The 17,985-nt window shown below is 73.0% G+C and carries 14 protein-coding genes and 1 pseudogene; 7 read left to right on the forward strand and 8 right to left on the reverse strand.

Annotated features, from left to right (window positions below; translation table 11 throughout):
* The 3 genes from IF00_RS0139945 to IF00_RS0139955 all read left to right on the forward strand — a co-directional run.
* Window positions 1–472 (forward strand): ATP-binding cassette domain-containing protein (locus IF00_RS0139945; protein WP_030326938.1); only part of this gene is annotated, 472 nt, incomplete at its 5' end.
* Window positions 472–2,424: an ABC transporter ATP-binding protein gene (locus IF00_RS0139950; RefSeq protein WP_030326939.1), complete on the forward strand. Its 1,953-nt coding sequence runs from the start codon at window positions 472–474 to the stop codon at window positions 2,422–2,424. The genes IF00_RS0139945 and IF00_RS0139950, both read left to right, overlap by 1 nt.
* Before the next feature lie 33 nt (window positions 2,425–2,457).
* Window positions 2,458–3,816: a TerD family protein gene (locus IF00_RS0139955; RefSeq protein ID WP_245234790.1), complete on the forward strand. Its 1,359-nt coding sequence runs from the start codon at window positions 2,458–2,460 to the stop codon at window positions 3,814–3,816.
* On the opposite strand, the gene IF00_RS0139960 is transcribed toward IF00_RS0139955, so the two are convergent.
* From IF00_RS0139960 to IF00_RS0139980, 5 genes are all read right to left on the reverse strand, one after another.
* Window positions 3,813–4,823 carry an RNA polymerase sigma factor gene (locus IF00_RS0139960; protein WP_030326942.1) on the reverse strand — a complete coding sequence of 337 codons (1,011 nt, stop codon included), beginning with the start codon at window positions 4,821–4,823 and terminating at the stop codon, window positions 3,813–3,815. The genes IF00_RS0139955 and IF00_RS0139960 overlap by 4 nt on opposite strands.
* Window positions 4,824–4,970: 147 nt before the next feature.
* Entirely contained in the window at window positions 4,971–6,869 is a 1,899-nt protein-coding gene (gene dnaG, locus IF00_RS0139965; RefSeq protein ID WP_030326945.1) for a DNA primase, read from the reverse strand.
* A gap of 102 nt (window positions 6,870–6,971) precedes the next feature.
* Window positions 6,972–8,231, reverse strand: coding sequence for an NAD(P)/FAD-dependent oxidoreductase (locus IF00_RS0139970; protein ID WP_030326946.1), 1,260 nt, complete (start codon window positions 8,229–8,231; stop codon window positions 6,972–6,974).
* A gap of 143 nt (window positions 8,232–8,374) precedes the next feature.
* Window positions 8,375–9,739, reverse strand: coding sequence for a deoxyguanosinetriphosphate triphosphohydrolase (locus IF00_RS0139975; RefSeq protein WP_245234791.1), 1,365 nt, complete (start codon window positions 9,737–9,739; stop codon window positions 8,375–8,377).
* A 35-nt stretch (window positions 9,740–9,774) separates the two neighbouring features.
* Window positions 9,775–10,587, reverse strand: coding sequence for a sirohydrochlorin chelatase (locus tag IF00_RS0139980; protein ID WP_051820896.1), 813 nt, complete (start codon window positions 10,585–10,587; stop codon window positions 9,775–9,777).
* Window positions 10,588–10,825: 238 nt separating this feature from the next.
* Between IF00_RS0139980 and IF00_RS0139985 the strand changes: the two genes are divergently transcribed.
* From IF00_RS0139985 to IF00_RS45490, 4 genes and pseudogenes are all read left to right on the forward strand, one after another.
* Entirely contained in the window at window positions 10,826–11,548 is a 723-nt protein-coding gene (locus IF00_RS0139985) for an aquaporin (protein ID WP_030326957.1), read from the forward strand.
* Window positions 11,549–11,587: 39 nt separating this feature from the next.
* The gene (locus IF00_RS0139990) at window positions 11,588–12,274 is read left to right on the forward strand and encodes a SanA/YdcF family protein (protein ID WP_030326959.1); all 687 of its coding nucleotides are present in this window, start codon (window positions 11,588–11,590) and stop codon (window positions 12,272–12,274) included.
* Window positions 12,275–12,349: 75 nt separating this feature from the next.
* Window positions 12,350–14,458, forward strand: coding sequence for a molybdopterin oxidoreductase family protein (locus IF00_RS0139995; protein WP_030326961.1), 2,109 nt, complete (start codon window positions 12,350–12,352; stop codon window positions 14,456–14,458).
* A gap of 36 nt (window positions 14,459–14,494) precedes the next feature.
* Window positions 14,495–14,878: pseudogene (locus tag IF00_RS45490) on the forward strand (MMPL family transporter); the annotation flags it as partial.
* Between the two features lie 33 nt (window positions 14,879–14,911).
* Here the strand turns inward: IF00_RS45490 and cutA are convergent.
* The 3 genes from cutA to IF00_RS0140020 all read right to left on the reverse strand — a co-directional run.
* A complete protein-coding gene (cutA, locus tag IF00_RS0140010) occupies window positions 14,912–15,631 on the reverse strand; it encodes a divalent cation tolerance protein CutA (RefSeq protein WP_030326963.1) in 720 nt (239 codons plus the stop codon).
* A complete protein-coding gene (locus tag IF00_RS0140015; RefSeq protein WP_030326965.1) occupies window positions 15,628–17,517 on the reverse strand; it encodes an ABC transporter ATP-binding protein in 1,890 nt (629 codons plus the stop codon). Before IF00_RS0140015 ends, cutA begins: the two co-directional genes overlap by 4 nt.
* Window positions 17,514–17,985 (reverse strand): ATP-binding cassette domain-containing protein (locus IF00_RS0140020; RefSeq protein WP_030326967.1); only part of this gene is annotated, 472 nt, incomplete at its 5' end. The genes IF00_RS0140015 and IF00_RS0140020, both read right to left, overlap by 4 nt.

A 17,985-nucleotide genomic window follows, 5' to 3' on the forward strand; every position in this document is an offset into this window, starting at 1 on the left:
CTCCGGGACCGTCGCCACCAACCTCCGCTACGGCAAACCCGACGCGACCGACGACGAACTCTGGCACGCCCTGGAGGTCGCCCAGGCCGCCGACTTCGTGCGGAAGCTGGAGGCCGGCCTGAACGCGCCCATCGCGCAGGGCGGCACCAACGTCTCGGGCGGGCAGCGGCAGCGGCTCGCCATCGCGCGGACGCTGGTGCAGCGGCCGGAGATCTATCTCTTCGACGACTCGTTCTCCGCGCTCGACTACGAGACGGACGCCCTGCTGCGGGCCGCGCTCGCCCGGGAGACGGCCGACTCGACCGTCGTGATCGTCGCCCAGCGGGTCTCCACCATCCGGGACGCCGACCGGATCGTCGTCCTCGACGAGGGCCGGGTCGTCGGCACCGGACGGCACCGGGAGCTGATGGCGGACAACGAGACGTACCGGGAGATCGTGCTCTCCCAGCTCACCGAGGCGGAGGCAGCCTGATGGCCGGTCCTGGCGGACGCATGATGGCCGGTGGCGGCCCCGACCAGCGGTCGATGGACTTCAAGGGCTCGGGCAAGCGGCTGCTGAAGCAGCTGGCGCCCGAGCGCGGCACGCTCTGGGTGATGCTGATCGCCGGCGTGCTGTCGGTGGCGGCCTCCGTGGTCGGCCCGAAGATCCTCGGCAAGGCGACCGACCTCGTCTTCGCGGGTGTCGTCGGGCGGCAGATCGAGGGCGGCACGAAGGCGGAGGCGATCGAGAGGCTGCGCGCCTCGGGCGACTCCGGCATGGCGGACATGCTGAGCGGTGTCGACTTCACGCCGGGGCAGGGAATCGACTTCTCCGCCGTCGGCGAGGTGCTGCTCGTGGTCCTCGGCGTCTACGTGGCGGCGGGCCTGCTGATGCTGGTCTCCACCCGGCTGTCGATCAAGGTGATCAACCGGACGGTCTACCGGATGCGGGAGGACGTCCAGACGAAGCTGGCGCGGCTTCCCCTGTCGTACTTCGACAAGGCCAAGCGCGGCGAGGTGCTGTCGCGGGCGACCAACGACATCGACAACATCTCGCAGACCCTCCAGCAGTCGATGGGCCAGCTGATCAACTCGCTGCTCACGATCGTCGGCGTGCTCGCGATGATGTTCTGGATCTCGCCGCTGCTCGCGCTCGTGGCGCTGGTCACGGTGCCGGTCTCGGTCTTCGTCGCGGCGAGGATCGGCAAGCGCTCGCAGCCGCACTTCGTGCAGCAGTGGAAGACCACGGGCACGCTCAACGCGCACGTGGAGGAGATGTACAGCGGGCACGCCCTGGTGAAGGTCTTCGGCCGGCAGGCGGAGTCCGCGGCGGACTTCCGCGAGCAGAACGAGGCGCTGTACGAGGCCGGGTTCAAGGCGCAGTTCAACAGCGGCGTGATGCAGCCGGTGATGTTCTTCGTGTCGAACATCAACTACGTCCTGGTGGCCGTGGTCGGCGGTCTGCGGGTGGCGAGCGGCACGCTCTCCATCGGCGACGTGCAGGCCTTCATCCAGTACTCGCGCCAGTTCTCGATGCCGCTGACGCAGGTCGCGTCGATGGCGAACCTGGTGCAGTCGGGTGTGGCCTCGGCCGAGCGGATCTTCGAGCTGCTCGACGCCGAGGAGCAGGAGCCGGACGCGTCGGCCGACAAGCCGGGGACGTCCCCGGCCGAGGGCTGGGGAACGGCCGACCTCAAGGGGAAGGTCGCCCTGGAGGGCGTCTCCTTCCGCTACGAGGCCGACAAGCCGCTCATCGAGGACCTGTCGCTCACGGTGGAGCCGGGCCAGACGGTCGCGATCGTCGGCCCGACCGGCGCCGGCAAGACGACCCTGGTGAACCTGCTCATGCGGTTCTACGAGGTCACGGGCGGCCGGATCACCCTCGACGGGGCGGACATCGCCACGATGTCCCGGGAGCGGCTGCGGACCGGGATCGGCATGGTCCTCCAGGACACCTGGCTGTTCGGCGGCACCATCGCGGACAACATCGCGTACGGCGCCACGCGCGCGGTGACCCGGGCGGAGATCGAGGAGGCGGCGCGGGCCGCGCACGCCGACCGGTTCGTCCGCACGCTGCCCGAGGGCTACGACACGGTCATCGACGACGACGGGGCGGGGGTCAGCGCGGGCGAGAAGCAGCTGATCACCATCGCCCGGGCGTTCCTGTCCGACCCGGTGATCCTGGTCCTCGACGAGGCCACGAGCTCGGTCGACACCCGGACCGAGGTCCTCATCCAGAAGGCGATGGCCCGACTGGCCCACGGGCGCACGTCGTTCGTGATCGCGCACCGGCTCTCCACGATCCGGGACGCGGACGTGATCCTGGTGATGGAGAACGGCTCGATCGTCGAACAGGGCACGCACGAGCAGCTGTTGTCGTCCGGCGGGGCCTACGCCCGGTTGTACGCGGCGCAGTTCGCACAGGCGGTCGCCGAGGTCGACTGACCTGGGCGTGACCCATGCCGCATGATGTGCGGCATGGGTCACATAGCCAAGAGTTTCTGGGTGCCCTCGGTCACCCTGCGGGTCGGCGCCGGGGCGGTGGACACGGCGGCACTGCTGCTCGGCGCGGACGGCCGGGTCCGGGGCGACGCGGACATGGTCTTCGCCGGGCAGCCCGACCACCCGTCCGGCGCGGTACGGCACGAGAAGGCCACGCTGACCCTCGCGTTGCACGAGGTGGAGCCGGAGGTCGAGCGGATCGTGATCGCCGGTTCGGCGGCCGGCGGCTCCCTGGCGGCGATGGCCCCGGACAGGGCGGTCGTCGTCACGCTCCTGGTGACGGGTGCGAGGGACGAGAGCGCCGTCGTGTTCGGCGAGTTCTTCCGCGAGTCGGGCGGCTGGAAGTTCGGCCAGGTCGGGAAGGGTTACGCCGCCGGGCTCGCCGGGCTCGTCACGGAGTACGGCGTCGAGGTCGCGGAGGAGGAGCCGGCCGCGGGTCGGCCGGAGGAGCCGGCCGCCGGGCCGCTGGAGAAGCCGGCCCCGGGCCGGGTGGAGAAGCCGGTCACGGGACCGGAGGTCCCCCAGGCCGCCGCTCCGGTCGGCGGTCCCGTTCCGCTGACGGGTGTCGCCAAGGTGCCGATGCACGCCCCGCCCCCGCCCGGAGACCACGCGGGAACGCCGGGTGCGTCGGGCACGGCCGGCGCGCGAGGCTCGGCCGCCGGAATGGAGGTCGTGGGGACGCCCGTCGCACCGGACCCGTCGGTCTTCCCGCCGGCCGAGCGGGAGCACCGGCTCCTCGACGGCTGGGAGTTCGGCCCGGTCTTCGAACCGTTCACCGTCACCGGGCACGGCAGCGACGTCATCACCACGGACGCCCGCGTCCCCGCCGGTCCCGTCCTCGTCGAGGTCGCGCATCAGGGCGGCGGGTACTTCGCCGTCGTCCCGCTCGACAGGCGGAACAAGGACGGGCTCTCCCTCTTCAGCACCACCATCCCGGACTACCGGGGCAGCACGGTCACCCCGGCCCCCGAGGGCCGGCCGCTGCGCCTGCGGCTCTCCGGCGACAACGCCTGGGTCGCGCGGGTGAAGCCCGTCGCCACGGCCCGCAGGCTGGAGGGGACGCTGCTGGGGTACGGCGAGGAGGCCCTGCTCCACATGGGCGGAGCGGCCGACCTCCGGGTGGACTTCAAGGGCTCCCCGGGTGGCGGCGGCTGCGTCTCCCTGTGGGTCCACGAGGTCACCGGCCAGGCGGAACTGACCCACGTGGGGCGCACGCTGGCCCTGAACACGAGCGGCCCGATCCTGCAGACGATCCCGATCCCGGAGGGCCCCGCACTGCTGCTCCTGACGGCCGAGGGCCCCTGGTCCCTCACCGTCCGCGAGGTGGGCTTCTAGTCCAGATACCCCCGCAGTTGGTCCGCGTAGGCGTGGTCCCGCAGTTTGTTGAGGGTCTTGGACTCGATCTGGCGGATGCGTTCGCGGGTCACGCCGAAGATCCGGCCGATCTCCTCCAGGGTGCGGGGCCTGCCGTCGTCGAGGCCGTAGCGGAGCTGGACGACCTTCCGTTCCCGCTCGCCGAGGGTGGAGAGCACGTCCTCCAGGTGGCGGCGGAGCAGCAGGAAGGCGGCGGACTCGACGGGCGAGGCGGCGTCGCCGTCCTCGATGAGGTCGCCGAGGGCGACGTCGTCCTCCTCGCCGACGGGGGCGTGCAGGGAGACGGGTTCCTGGGCGAGGCGGAGCACCTCGCCGACCCGCTCGGGGGCCACGTCCAGCTGGGCGGCGACCTCCTCGGCGGTGGGTTCGTAGCCGCGTTCCTGGAGCATGCGACGCTGAACGCGGATGACGCGGTTGATGAGTTCGACGACGTGCACGGGGACGCGGATGGTCCGGGCCTGGTCGGCGAGGGCCCGGGACATCGCCTGGCGGATCCACCAGGTGGCGTACGTGGAGAACTTGTAGCCGCGCGCGTAGTCGAACTTCTCGACGGCCCTGATGAGGCCGAGGTTGCCCTCCTGGACGAGGTCCAGCATGGTCAGGCCGCGGCCCACGTACCGTTTGGCGACGGAGACGACGAGGCGGAGGTTGGCCTCGATGAGCTTGCGTTTGGCGATCCTGCCGAGGACGACGAGCCGGTCCAGGTCGCTCGCCAACCGGGAGTCCAGGTCGGGGGTGTTGGCGAGTTTCTCCTCCGCGAACAGGCCCGCCTCGACACGGCGGGCGAGGTCGACCTCCTCCTCGGCGGTGAGCAGCGGGATGCGGCCGATCTCGCGGAGGTACTGGCGGAAGAGGTCGGAGGAGGGCCCGTTGCCGCCGGGGTCGGGGCTGCGTCGTCGGGGTGGTATCTCCGGCGGCTCGTCCGGTGCGGCGGCGGGCGGTTCCTGGGACACGATCCGGGTCTGCACGGCGGGCGACCTCCAGGGGGGTGATCGCTGCCGGTCCGGGGGCGTAGGGCAGCGGGACGACACCGTTACCCAGTGTGGGGTACGACACAGTGAGCCCACGAGGGGCGTGCGGTGACTTTTTGAGACCGGGGCGTGACTGACTGTGCGTCAGAGGGCGGCGGCGCCGTTGTTCCGCAGGGACTGGCCGTACTGGGTGAGGACCCAGAGTTCGTTCTGGACGGCGGCGAGCTGCTCGGGGTCGCCCTGGGGGCCGAGGCGGGACAGGGTGCCCTGGACCTCGCGGATGCGGCGGTCGACGGCGCGGAGCCGGACGGTGACGAGCTGGTCGCCGGCGTAGGCCTCGTCGACGGTCTTGGCGAAGATCGCCTCGACGGCGAGTTCGGTGACGAGGGCGCGCACGGTGTCGTTGGGTGCGGCCTCGCGGACGGTGTCGAGGTAGTCGGAGGGGGCTCCCGTGGCGCCTCCCGCGTCCTGGACGCACTGGCGGACGGCCGCGTAGGGCGGGGCGGTGAATTCGTCGGCCCCGTAGGCGTCGAAGGCCGGGGAGACGAGCTCGGGGCGCTGGAGGGCGAGCTTGAGGAGTTCGCGCTCGGTGCGGTGGGCGGGGCTGCGCAGATTCAGCGCGGGGCCGGAGGAGGCGGCGGCCGCGGCCGGGGCCGCGGTGTCGTAGCCGCGCTGCGGGGCCTGCTGCTGCGCGGGGCCCTTGCCGCCGCGGTCGCGGGCCCAGCGGGCGAGCTGGGCGACCCGCTTGACGACGAACTGGGTGTCGAGGATGCCGAGCATGCCGGCGAGCTGGACGGCGACCTCGTGCTGGGCGCCGATGTTCTTGATCCGGGCGACGACGGGCGCGGCCTCGTCGAGGGCGGCGGCGCGGCCAGCCGGGGTCTCCAGGTCGTACCGCTTCACGATCTGGCGGAGCGCGAACTCGAAGAGCGGGGTGCGGGGCTGGACGAGGTCGGCGACGGCCTCGTCGCCCTTGGCGAGCCGCAGGTCGCAGGGGTCCATGCCGTCGGGGGCGATGGCGATGTAGGTCTCGGCGGCGAACTTCTGGTCGTCCTCGAAGGCGCGCAGGGCGGCCTTCTGGCCGGCGGCGTCGCCGTCGAAGGTGAAGATGACGCGGGCCGAGCCGTTGTCCATGAGGAGCCGGCGGAGGATCTTGATGTGGTCGCCGCCGAAGGCGGTGCCGCAGGTGGCGATGGCGGTGGTGACCCCGGCGAGGTGGCAGGCCATGACGTCGGTGTAGCCCTCGACGACGACGGCCCGGCTGACCTTGGCGATGTCCTTCTTGGCCAGGTCGATGCCGTAGAGCACCTGGGACTTCTTGTAGATCGGGGTCTCGGGCGTGTTGAGGTACTTGGGCCCGTTGTCGTCGTCGCGGAGCTTGCGCGCTCCGAAGCCGACGATCTCGCCGCCGACGTCCTTGATCGGCCACATCAGGCGGCCGCGGAACCGGTCGATGGGGCCGCGGCGGCCGTCCTGGGAGAGCCCGGAGAGGATCAGCTCCTTGTCGGAGAAGCCCTTGCCGCGCAGGAAGCGGGTGAGGTGGTCCCAGCCGGCCGGGGAGTAGCCGACGCCGAAGTGGGCGGCGGCGGCCTGGTCGAAGCCGCGCTCGGCGAGGAACTTCCGGCCGATCTCGGCCTCGGGCGAGTCGAGTTGATCGATGTAGAACTGGGCGGCGACCTTGTGCGCCTCGACCAGGCGGATGCGCTCGCCGCGCTGGTGGCCGGGGTTGTATCCGCCCTCCTCGTACCGGAGGGTGATGCCCGCCTTGGCGGCGAGGCGCTCGACCGTCTCCGAGAAGGAGAGGTGGTCGATCTTCATCACGAAGGCGATGGTGTCGCCGCCCTCCTGGCAGCCGAAGCAGTGGAAGAGTCCCTTGCTGGGGCTGACCTGGAAGGAGGGCGACTTCTCGTCGTGGAAGGGGCAGAGACCCTTGAGGTTTCCACCGCCCGCGTTGCGGAGCTGGAGGTACTCGGACACGACGGCGTCGATCGGGACCGCGTCCCGGACCGCCTTCACGTCGTCATCGTTGATCCTGCCTGCCACGCATGAAGTGTACGGGGGCTGGGGGGTCGCCCCCCGAGGATGTGGCGTCGGGGGCTCGGGGGTCGCCCCCCGCGGGATGCGGGGCCGCGGGGGCGGAGGTGATCAGATCAGGCTCTCCAGGGGCACGGAGGCGTCGGCGAGGGCGTCGGGGTCCACGGCCGTACGGGAGCGGATGAGCTGCTGGATGGGGTCTGTGACGTCCCACACGTTCACGTTCATCCCGGCGAGGACCCGGCCGTCCTTGAGCCAGAAGGCGATGAACTCGCGCTTGCCGGTGTCGCCGCGGACCACGACCTGGTCGTACGTGCCGGGGGGCGCCCAGCCCGAGTACTCCATGCCCAGGTCGTACTGGTCGGAGAAGAAGTAGGGGACGCGGTCGTAGGAGACCCGCTGCCCGAGCATGGCGCGGGCGGCGGCCGGGCCGCCGTTGAGGGCGTTGGCCCAGTGCTCGACGCGGAGCCGGGTGTGGAGCAGCGGGTGGTGGGCGGCGGCGACGTCTCCGGCGGCGTAGACGTCGGGGTCGGAGGTGCGCAGCGACTCGTCGACGGCGATGCCGCCGCCGTCGGCGCGGTCGACGAGGGCGAGCCCGGAGTTCTCGGCGAGGGCGGTGCGCGGGGCGGCGCCGATCGCGGCGAGCACGGCGTGGGCCGGGTGCTCCTCGTCGTCGTCGGTGCGGACGGCGAGGACCATGCCGTCCTGGCCGACGATCTCGGTGAGCCGGGCGCCGAAGTGGAAGCGGACTCCGTGGTCGGTGTGCAGGTCGGCGAAGAGCTGGCCGAGCTCGGGGCCGAGGACCCGGTGCAGCGGGGTGGGGTCGGACTCGACGACGGTGACCTCGGCGCCGTAGCCGCGGGCGGCGGCGGCGACCTCCAGGCCGATCCAGCCGGCGCCGGCGATCACCAGGTGGCCGTTGTCGCGGCCGAGGGAGGCGAGGACCTGGCGGAGCCGGTCGGCGTGGGCGAGCCGGCGCAGATGGTGGACGCCGGCGAGCTCGGTGCCGGGGACGTCGAGGCGGCGGGGCTCGGCGCCGGTGGCGAGGAGCAGCTTGTCGTAGCGGATGACGGTGCCGTCGCCGAGGCGCACGGTGCGGGCCTCGCGGTCGACGGCGGTGACGGACTGCCCGAGGTGCAGTTCGATGTCGTGGCCCGCGTACCAGGCGGTCTCGTGGACGAAGGCGCTGTCGCGTTCCTTCGCGCCGGTCAGGTACCCCTTGGAAAGGGGTGGGCGCTCGTAGGGGTGGTCGCGTTCGTCGCCGATGAGGATCACCCGGCCGTTGAACCCTTCGGCACGCAGGGTCTCCGCCGCTTTGGCCCCTGCCAGGCCCCCGCCGACGATGACAAAGGTCTGATCTGCGTCGACCACGTCGTTTCCTCCTCTTTGCGACCGGTTCCAACCTACGCCCCCGGGCGTTCGTCGGGCCGTACCGCCTCGGGCCGTGCATGCGAGCGTCCCGCACGGAGGGTGGTGACGGAAGAGGGCCGACTCCGAGGGGGCCTGTCGGGGGCTCAGCCGTGGTGCGGACGGAGACGGGCGTGCAGGGCGCGGGCGGAGGCGTCGGTGAGGGAGGCGATCTGGTCGACGATGACGCGCTTGCGGGCTCGGTCGTCGCGCGCCTGGTCGAACAGCGACCGGAACTGCGGTTCGAGTCCGTCGGGGGCGCGGGCGACGAGGGCCTCGGCGAGTTCGGCGACGACGATCCGCTGGTCGGCGCGGAGGGCCTCCTGCTGGGGGCGCTGCATGACGTACCGGTCGGCGACGGCCTTGAGGACGGCGCACTCGTTACGGGTCTCCCGGGGGACCACCAGTTCGGCTCCGTAGCGGGTGAGGCGCCCCGAACCGTACGCCTGTCGGGTGGCGCCCTCCGCGGCGAGGGCGAACCGGCCGATGAGCTGGCTGGTGGCGTCCTTGAGGCGGGCCTGGGCGACGGCCGAGCCGTCGTAGCCGTGCGGCCACCACTCCTGGTCGACGAGCCGGTCGAGGGCATCGGCGAGCTCCTGCGGGTCGGTGTCCTCGGGGACATAGCGGCCGATGGCGACGGCGGCGATGTCGGCGCGCTCGGGCTCGGCGAGGAGGAGGTTGGGGTCGATGTGCCCGGCGTGCAGGCCGTCCTCGAAGTCGTGGACCGAGTAGGCCACGTCGTCGGACCAGTCCATGACCTGGGCCTCGAAGCACTTGCGGTGGCCGGGGGCGCCCTGCCGGATCCACGCGAAGACCGGCAGGTCGTCCTCGTACACGCCGAACTTGGACGAGCCGGGGTCGTCGGGGTGGCCGCCGCGCGGCCACGGGTACTTGGTGGCGGCGTCGAGGGCGGCGCGGGTGAGGTTGAGGCCGACGCTGACGAGCTCGCCGTCGGCGTCCTTCACGAAGCGCTTGGGCTCGATCCGGGTGAGGAGGCGGAGCGACTGGGCGTTCCCCTCGAAGCCGCCGCAGTCCTTGGCGACGTCGTTGAGCGCCTGCTCGCCGTTGTGCCCGAAGGGCGGGTGGCCCATGTCGTGGGAGAGGCAGGCGGCCTCGACGAGGTCGGGGTCGCAGCCGAGGGCGGCGCCGAGCTCCCGGCCGACCTGGGCGCACTCCAGGGAGTGGGTGAGCCGGGTGCGGGGGCTGGCGTCCCAGGCGTGGCCCCGGGTGCCGGGGGTGACGACCTGGGTCTTGCCGGCGAGCCTGCGGAGTGCGGCGGAGTGCAGCACGCGGGCGCGGTCGCGCTGGAAGGCGGTGCGCCCGGGGCGTTTGTCGGGCTCGGCGGCCCAGCGATCGGTCGCGCCGGCGTCGTAGCCGGGGGTGTCGGTGGCGCCGGCGATGCCGGCGGTGTCGGTGAGGTCCGGGCTGCCCTTGACGTCCGCGCTGTCTGTGCCGTCTGTGATGCCTTCCATGCATCGAAGGTAACCGGAGGGACCGACAGAAGCGCTCAGACGGTGGCGAGTTCCCGCTCCCGGGTGGTCGCGCGGAGTGCCCCGTCGTAGCGGTGCAGGACCAGGCGGGCGAGGGCGGGGTGGGCGCCGAGGGGCGCGGAGGCGATCCAGGGGGCGTGGGCGGCGGCACGGGTGGCGAAGAGGCCGGGGGCGGTGAAGCAGGAGGCCACGGCGACCCGGTGGCGGCCCCGGGCGGCGAGGGCGCGGACGGCCTCGGGCACGGTGGGCGCGGCGGCGGAGGCGTACGCGGGGACGACGGGGACGCCGCCGAGCCGGTCGCCGAGCAGGGCGGCGATCCGGCAGAGCTCGGCGCCGGAGCGGGGGTCGCGGGATCCTGCGGAGGCGAGGACGACCCCGGCGGCCCGTGAGGTGCCGTCCTCGGGGGTCCAGCCGGCGTGCGCGAGCCGGTCGGCGAGGGCCTCGACGAGCAGCGGGTGCGCGCCGAGCGGCTCGGCCACGCGGGCGCGGAGTCCGGGGACGGCGGCGAGGGCGGCGGGCAGGTCGTGGGTGACGTGGTACCCGGGGGCGAGGAGCAGGGGGACGAGGACGGCGTCCCGGCCCTCGGCGGCGAGCTCCGTGAGGGTGGCGTCGAGGAGCGGGGCGTTCAGCTCGATGTGCGCGAGCCGTACGTCGAGGCCGGGGCGCAGTTCCCTGACCCGTTCGAGGAGGCGGCCGAGGGTGGCGCGGGCGCGGGGGTCCCGGCTGCCGTGGCCGACGGCGACGAGGGTGGGTGCGGGCGGGGTCGTTCCCGCGAGGGCGGGGCGGGCCGGGCCGGCGGCGGTGGCGTACGTACTGTCCGGCTCCGTCATGCACCGATCCTGCGGGTCGCACGTTGCCTGCCCGTTGCGCGGGGGTCACGACTGTTTTCCGTGACCTCACGCGCGTCCCCCGCCAGGTGTCAGCCGTCCACGGTCGTCGCACCCTCGGCCGACGCGTCGGCCGGCGCGTCCGCGTCCAGTGCGTCCGCGTCCGGTGCGTGGACCGCGTGACACCCGCACCTCCCCTACCCCCTTTCCCGATTCCGAATCACGGAATATCTTTTCCACCATGAGAATGTCCCCGCCCGCTCTCCCCCGGCGCGTCGCCGCCGAGTTCATCGGAACCGGCGCCCTCGTCGCCGTCATCGTCGGCTCCGGAATCCGCGCCGACACCCTGAGCCAGGACATCGGCGTCCGGCTGCTCGCCAACGCCGCCGCCTCCGCCATCGGCCTGGGGCTGCTCATCGCCCTCATCGGGCCGCTCTCCGGCGCCCACTTCAACCCCGTCGTCACCCTCTCCGAGTGGTGGTCCCGACGCCGTACGGGCGGCTCGCGCGAGGTCCTCGCCTACATCGGCGCCCAGCTCGCCGGAGCCGTGACGGGTGCGCTGCTCGCCGAGGCGATGTTCGGGCGGACGCCGGGTGCCTGGGCCACCGAGTCGCGCTCCGCGCTCCATCTGCTGCTCGGCGAGGCCGTCGCCACCGCCGGGCTCGTCCTCGTCGTCCGGGGCCTTCGCCACATCGGCCGCCCCGGGCTCGCCCCGGTCGCGGTCGCCGGCTACATCGGCGCGGCGATCTGGTTCACCTCCTCCGGGTCCTTCGCCAATCCGGCCGCCACCGTCGGCCGCGCGTTCTCCGACTCCTTCACCGGGATCGCCCCCGGCTCGGTGCCCGCCTTCGCCGCCGCCCAGCTGCTCGGCATGCTGCTCGGGATGGTCCTGGCCGGTGTGTTGTACGGAACACGCGACGCCGTCGCCGAACCGAATCCCGCCGACGCGCGTCGGACGGGGTGACAGAACGACACCGAATCGACCCGCCACGGAGGTTCCCGCATGCCGGCACGGCTCACCCGGTTGATCCCGCGCACCACACGGGCCCGCCGCCGTACCGTGCAGGCCCTGATGCTGGGCGCCGTCCTCGCGCTCACCCCGGTCACCTGGATGCACACCGCCGCCGCCGGGAAGCTCCGTACCACCGCCGACGTGCCCGCCCGGGACGTCGCCGTCGTCTTCGGCGCCGGGCTGTGGAAGGGGCGCCCCACCCCGTACCTCGCCCACCGGCTCGACACGGCCGCCGAGCTGTACCGGACGGGGAAGGTCCGGGTCCTGCTCGTCACCGGCGACAACAGCAGGACCGCGTACGACGAGCCCAGCGCCATGCGCACGTACCTGGCCGAGCGCGGGGTGCCGGACAGCCGGATCGTCAGCGACTACGCCGGCTTCGACACCTGGGACTCCTGCGTCCGGGCCCGGAAGGTCTTCGGCGTCGACCGGGCCGTGCTCGTCACCCAGGACTTCCACATCAAGCGGGCCGTCGCGCTGTGCGGACGGGCCGGCGTCGACGCGTACGGCGTCGGGGTCCCCGAACCCCACGACCGCACCTGGTACTACGGCACCACCCGGGAGCTCTTCGCCGCCGGCAAGGCCTCCCTCGACGCCGCGCTCCGGCCCGACCCGCACTTCCTCGGCCCGGAGGAGAAGGGCGTCACCGAGGCACTGGCCTCACCCCGGGAGCCGTAGCGGACGGAGAGCATGGCACCGCGCCCGTAATCAGCGGTGCCGCCCGGCGTAACACGCCTGACCCACGCTGGCCGTATGTCCGAGTCCACCGCCGTACCCACCCACTGCCCCTACTGCGCCCTGCAGTGCGGCATGTCGCTCCGCCCCACCGGCGTCCCGGAGCTGCCCGCCGAGGTGGTCGACCGGAACGACTTCCCCGTCAACCGGGGCGCGCTGTGCGGCAAGGGCCGCACCGCCCCCGCCGTGCTCTCCTCCCGGGTCCGGCTCACCGAGCCCCTGGTCCGATGCCCTGACACAGGGGCCCTGGTGCCCGCGTCCTGGGAGGAGGCCCTCGCCGCCGTCGCCGACGGGCTGCGCCGGACCCGCGCCGACCACGGTCCCGATGCCGTGGGGGTCTTCGGCGGCGGCGGCCTCACCAACGAGAAGGCGTACACGCTGGGGAAGTTCGCCCGGCTGGTGCTCGGCACCTCGCAGATCGACTACAACGGGCGCTTCTGCATGTCGTCGGCGGCCGCCGCGCACGGCAGGGCGTTCGGTCTCGACCGCGGGCTGCCGTTCCCCCTGGAGGACATCCCGAAGACCGGCTGCGTGATCCTCGTCGGCTCCAACCTGGCCGAGACCATGCCGCCCGCCCTCCGCTACCTCACCGAGCTGAAGGAGAACGGCGGAAAGCTGATCGTCATCGATCCGCGCCGCACCCGCACCGCCGAGCAGGCCGACCTCCACCTCGCGCCCCGCCCCGGCACCGACCTCGCACTCGCCCTCGGCATGCTCCACCTCGTGGTGGCCGAAGGACGCGTCGACCAGGAGTTCGTGGCCACGCGCACCTCCGGCTGGGAGGCCGCGCGCGCCGGGGCCATGTCCCACTGGCCCGAGCAGGTCGAGCGCATCACGGGCGTGCCGGTGCCACGGCTCCGGGAGGCCGTCGCGCTGTTCGACGACGCCGCCACCGGCATGGTCCTGACCGCACGCGGCCCCGAGCAGCAGTCCAAGGGCACCGACACCGTCGGCGCCTGGATCAACCTCTGCCTGGCCACCGGGAAGGCGGGCCGGCCCCTCAGCGGCTACGGCTGCCTCACCGGCCAGGGCAACGGCCAGGGCGGCCGCGAGCACGGCCAGAAGGCCGACCAGCTCCCCGGCTACCGCAAGCTCGACGACCCGGCCGCACGCGCGCACGTGGCCGAGGTCTGGGGTGTGGACCCCACGTCGCTGCCGGGGCCGGGCCGGAGCGCGTACGAGCTCCTCGACGCGCTCGGCGGCGAGGTGAAGACCCTGCTCCTCATGGGCTCCAACCCGGTGGTCTCCGCGCCCCACGCCGCGCACATCGAGGGACGGCTGCGCTCGCTCGACTTCCTCGCCGTGGCCGACGTGGTGCTCTCCGAGACCGCCGCGCTCGCCGATGTCGTGCTGCCCGTGACCCAGTGGGCGGAGGAGACCGGCACCATGACCAACCTGGAGGGGCGGGTGCTGCTCCGCCGGCGCGCCCTCACCCCGCCCTCGGGGGTACGGAGCGACCTGGAGGTGCTGCACGCGCTCGCCGGGCTCCTCGGCTGGGAGAAGGGTTTCCCCACCGAACCCGAGGAGGTCTTCGACGAGCTGCGCCGGGCCTCGGCCGGCGGTCCGGCCGACTACTCGGGCATCAGCTACCGCCGGATCGAGGAGGAGCAGGGCGTGTTCTGGCCCTGCCCGGAGACCGGCGTGGGCGAATCCGACCACGCGGGCACCCCGCGACTCTTCCTGGACCGGTTCGCGACACCCGACGGGCGGGCCCGGTTCGTGCCGGTGGTGCACCGGGCGGCAGCCGAGGAGACGGACGCCGAGTACCCCGTCGTCCTCACCACCGGCCGGGTCGTGTCCCAGTACCAGTCGGGCGCGCAGACCCGGCGGGTCGACGAGCTGAACGCGGCGGCCCCCGGCCCCTTCGTGGAGCTCCATCCCCGGGTCGCCGATCGGCTCGGGGTGGCCGAGGGCGAGCGGGTCGCGGTGGTCTCGCGGCGCGGCAGGGCCGTCGCACCGGCCCGGATCACCACGGCCATCCGGCCGGACACCGTCTTCATGCCGTTCCACTGGGCGGGCGAGGGCCGGGCCAACACCCTGGTGAACCCGGCGCTCGACCCGGTCTCCCGGATGCCCGAGTTCAAGGTGTGCGCGGTGCGCCTGGAACGCGCCGTGAACGACGCCTAGGGCCTGTCGTCACATTCCCGTCGTCGCCCGAAGGGGTCCTCGGGGACCGTCGCCCTCGGCATGCTCTGCCTGCTCGCCGCCGACATGAACAGCGGCCGGGACATGGGGCCCACGGCCGCCGTCGGTGTCCTGTGCGCGCTCCTCGCGATGATGACGCTGCTCCCCGCCCTGCTCGTCGTCCTCGGGCGCCGGGTGTTCTGGCCCACCTGATCCCGGCGTACGGAAGCGAGCCGAAGGCCGCGCGCCGTTCGCGCTTCGCCGCCATGGGCTCCTCCGCCGGAGGGCGACCGCTCGCCGTCCTCCTCGCGGGCGCCGCCGCCCTGGCCGCTCTGGCGCTCGGTGCGCTGAACCTGCCCGGCTGCCCTCAAGCAGGAGGACTCCTTCAGCTCCACCCCGGAAGCGGTCGCCGCGATGAAGACGCGGACGGGCAGCCGCTGATCCGCCGGACGGTCGCTACGGCCGGCTGAACCAGTCGCCGCTCTCGATGACCGCGCCGAGGGGCGCGTCCGGCGCCGCCAGGAAGACCCACGCGGACACCCGCGCACTGTCCCGTACCCGGACGACGTCCATGGCCACCCGCTCGTACCCGACGGGCAGCTCCAGGCGGTCGAGCAGGCCGAACAGCTCGCCGTAGGCGCCGGGCGCGGGCGTGAGCAGGGTGCCGACCACCCGGCCGTCGTCCGCCGGGACGACGTACGGATAGCCGGGCCCGTCGTGCAGGACCGCCCCGTGCAGCACGGCGTCCGCCTCGGTGCCGATCCGGCCGGCGAGGAACCGGTCGTGGTTGTACGCCCCCGGGCGCAGCGTCCCGTAGACGAAGAAGGGCCGCTCGTCGTGGGCCGGGCCCTCGATCTCCTGGGCGGCGGAGGTCTCGCGCTCCACCCAGCGGGCGTATTCCTCGCCGACCCGGGTCACCCGGGTGGCGAGGATCTCGGGCGTCTCGTAGTCGTGGGCGGCGAGGAGGTGCGCCTCCAGGGCCGGGTAGCGGGCCTCGGTGGTCTTGAACACCACCTCCCACTCCTCGGTGGTCTCGATCGCGCCCCGCCAGTGGTAGACGGAGGTGACGGGCCCCGAGATCTGCGCGCAGGCGACCAGCCGGGCCTCTACGGCGCCGCGCGCCAGGGCATCGGCCTTGGCGCGCGCGTCGGTGGTGGTGCGGACGGTGACGATCACGTCTCCACCGTACGGGCGAACTGGGCCGCGTGCAGCCGGGCGTACGCTCCCCCGGCGGCGAGGAGTTCCTCGTGGCTGCCCTGCTCGGCGATCGAGCCGCCGTCCATCACCAGGATGGTGTCCGCGTCCCGGATCGTGGAGAGCCGGTGGGCGACGACGAAGCTGGTGCGGCCCGCCCTGAGGGAGGCCATCGCCTCCTGGACGAGGAGTTCGGTCCGGGTGTCGACGGAGCTGGTGGCCTCGTCGAGGACGAGGATGACAGGGTCCGAGAGGAAGGCACGGGCGAGGGTGACCAGCTGCTTCTCACCGGCGCTGAGACCGCCGCCGTCCTCGTCGAGGACGGTGTCGTACCCGGCGGGCAGGGTGCGGACGAACCGGTCGGCGTGCGCGGCCCTGGCCGCTTCGACGATCCGCTCGCGCGAGACCTCGCCCGGCACCCCGTACGCGATGTTGTCGGCGATGGTGCCGCCGAAGAGCCAGGTGTCCTGGACGACCATGCCGATGCCGGAGCGCAGCTCCTCGCGGGTCATCGCCGCCGTGTCGACGCCGTCCAGGGTGATCCGGCCGCCGGTCGCCTCGTGGAAGCGGAGGAGCAGGTTGACCAGCGTCGTCTTGCCCGCCCCGGTGGGGCCGACGATGGCCACGGTCCGGCCCGGCTCCACGGTGAGGGACAGGTCCTCGATGAGCGGCTTGCCCGGCTCGTAGCGGAAGGCGACCTTCTCGAAGGAGACCCGGCCCCGGAGCGCCGCGGGCCTCTTCGGCTCGGCCGGGTCCGGGTCCTCCTCCTCGGCGTCGAGGAGGTCGAAGACCCGCTCGGCGGAGGCCACTCCGGACTGGAGGAGGTTGGCCATGGCGGCGACCTGGGTGATCGGGCCGTTGAAGTCGTACGAGTACTGGATGAAGGCCTGGACGTCGCCGACGGACAGCGTGCCGCTCGCCACCCGCAGTCCGCCGACGACGGCGATGGCGACGTAGTTCAGGTTGCCGACGAAGGTCAGCGCCGGCTGGATGAAGCCGGACACGAACTGGGCGCGGAAGCTCGCCCGGTACAGCTCCTCGCCCAGCTCGTCGAAGCGGCGCACGGCCTCCTCGCGGCGGCCGAAGACGACGACCTCGGTGTGCCCGGTGATCATCTCCTCGACATGGCTGCCGAGCCGGCCGGTGACCGCCCACTGCTTCACGAACTGTGGCTGGGCGCGGCGGCCGACGAAGCCGGCGACGACGATCGAGACGGGCACGGTGGCGAGGGCGACGAGAGCCAGCACCGGGGAGACCCAGAACATCATCGCGAGGACGCCGACCAGCGTCAGCAGGGCGCGGACCATCTGGCTGAAGGCCTGCTGGAGGGTCTGGGTGACGTTGTCGATGTCGTTGGTGGTGCGGGAGAGGACCTCGCCGCGCGGCTGCCGGTCGAAGTAGCCGAGGGGCAGCTTCGCCAGCTTGTGCTGGGCCTGTTCACGGAGCCGGTGGCCGGCCCGCTGGACGACGGTGGTGGCGATCCGTAACTGCATCCAGGTGAAGAAGGAGGACCCGGCGACGACCAGGGCGGAGAGGGCGAGGAGCCGGCCGACGGCCCGGAAGTCGACCCCGGCGGGGCCGGTGGCGCCGGTGATGACGAGGTCGGTGGCGCGGCCGAGGAGGAGGGGGTTGAGGACGGTGAGGGCGACGCCCGTGGCACCGGCGGCGATGAGGCCGAGGAGGCGGGCGCGGTCGGGGGCGAGGGTGCGGAGCAGGCGGAGGCCTGAGGCGCGGAAGGAGAGGGAGCGTTCGAGACCGGGCGTGGCGGGGAGGCCGGGGCCGCGCTGCGGGGAGGAGGGGCCGGTGCGGGCGGGCACGGTTCCGGCGGGTGTGGCCTTCGTGGCGCGGCTCTCCGTGGCCGTACTCATGCGGCTTCCTCCTCGGTGAGCTGGGAGAGGACGATCTCCCGGTAGGTGGGGTTGTCCCGCATCAGGGACGTGTGGGTGCCGGTGCCGACGTTCCGGCCCCGGTCGAGGACGACGATCCGGTCGGCCTGCCGGATGGTGGAGACCCGCTGGGCGACGATGACGACGGTGGCGTCCGCCGTCTCCTCCTTCAGGGCGGCGCGGAGCCGGGCGTCGGTCCGGGGGTCGAGGGCGGAGAAGGAGTCGTCGAAGAGGTAGAGGCGGGGGCGGGCGACGAGGACCCGGGCGATGGCGAGCCGCTGCCGCTGGCCGCCGGAGAAGTTGGTGCCGCCCTGGGAGACGGGCGCGTCGAGCCCTTCGTCGAGTTCGTGGACGAAGTCGGCGGCCTGGGCGACCTCCAGGGCGTGCCAGAGTTCGTCGTCGGTCGCGTCGGGTTTGCCGTAGCGGAGGTTGGTGGCGACGGTCCCGGAG

The sequence above is a fragment of the Streptomyces flavochromogenes genome (genome assembly GCF_000717595.1).
Taxonomy (GTDB): Bacteria; Actinomycetota; Actinomycetes; order Streptomycetales; family Streptomycetaceae; genus Streptomyces; species Streptomyces flavochromogenes.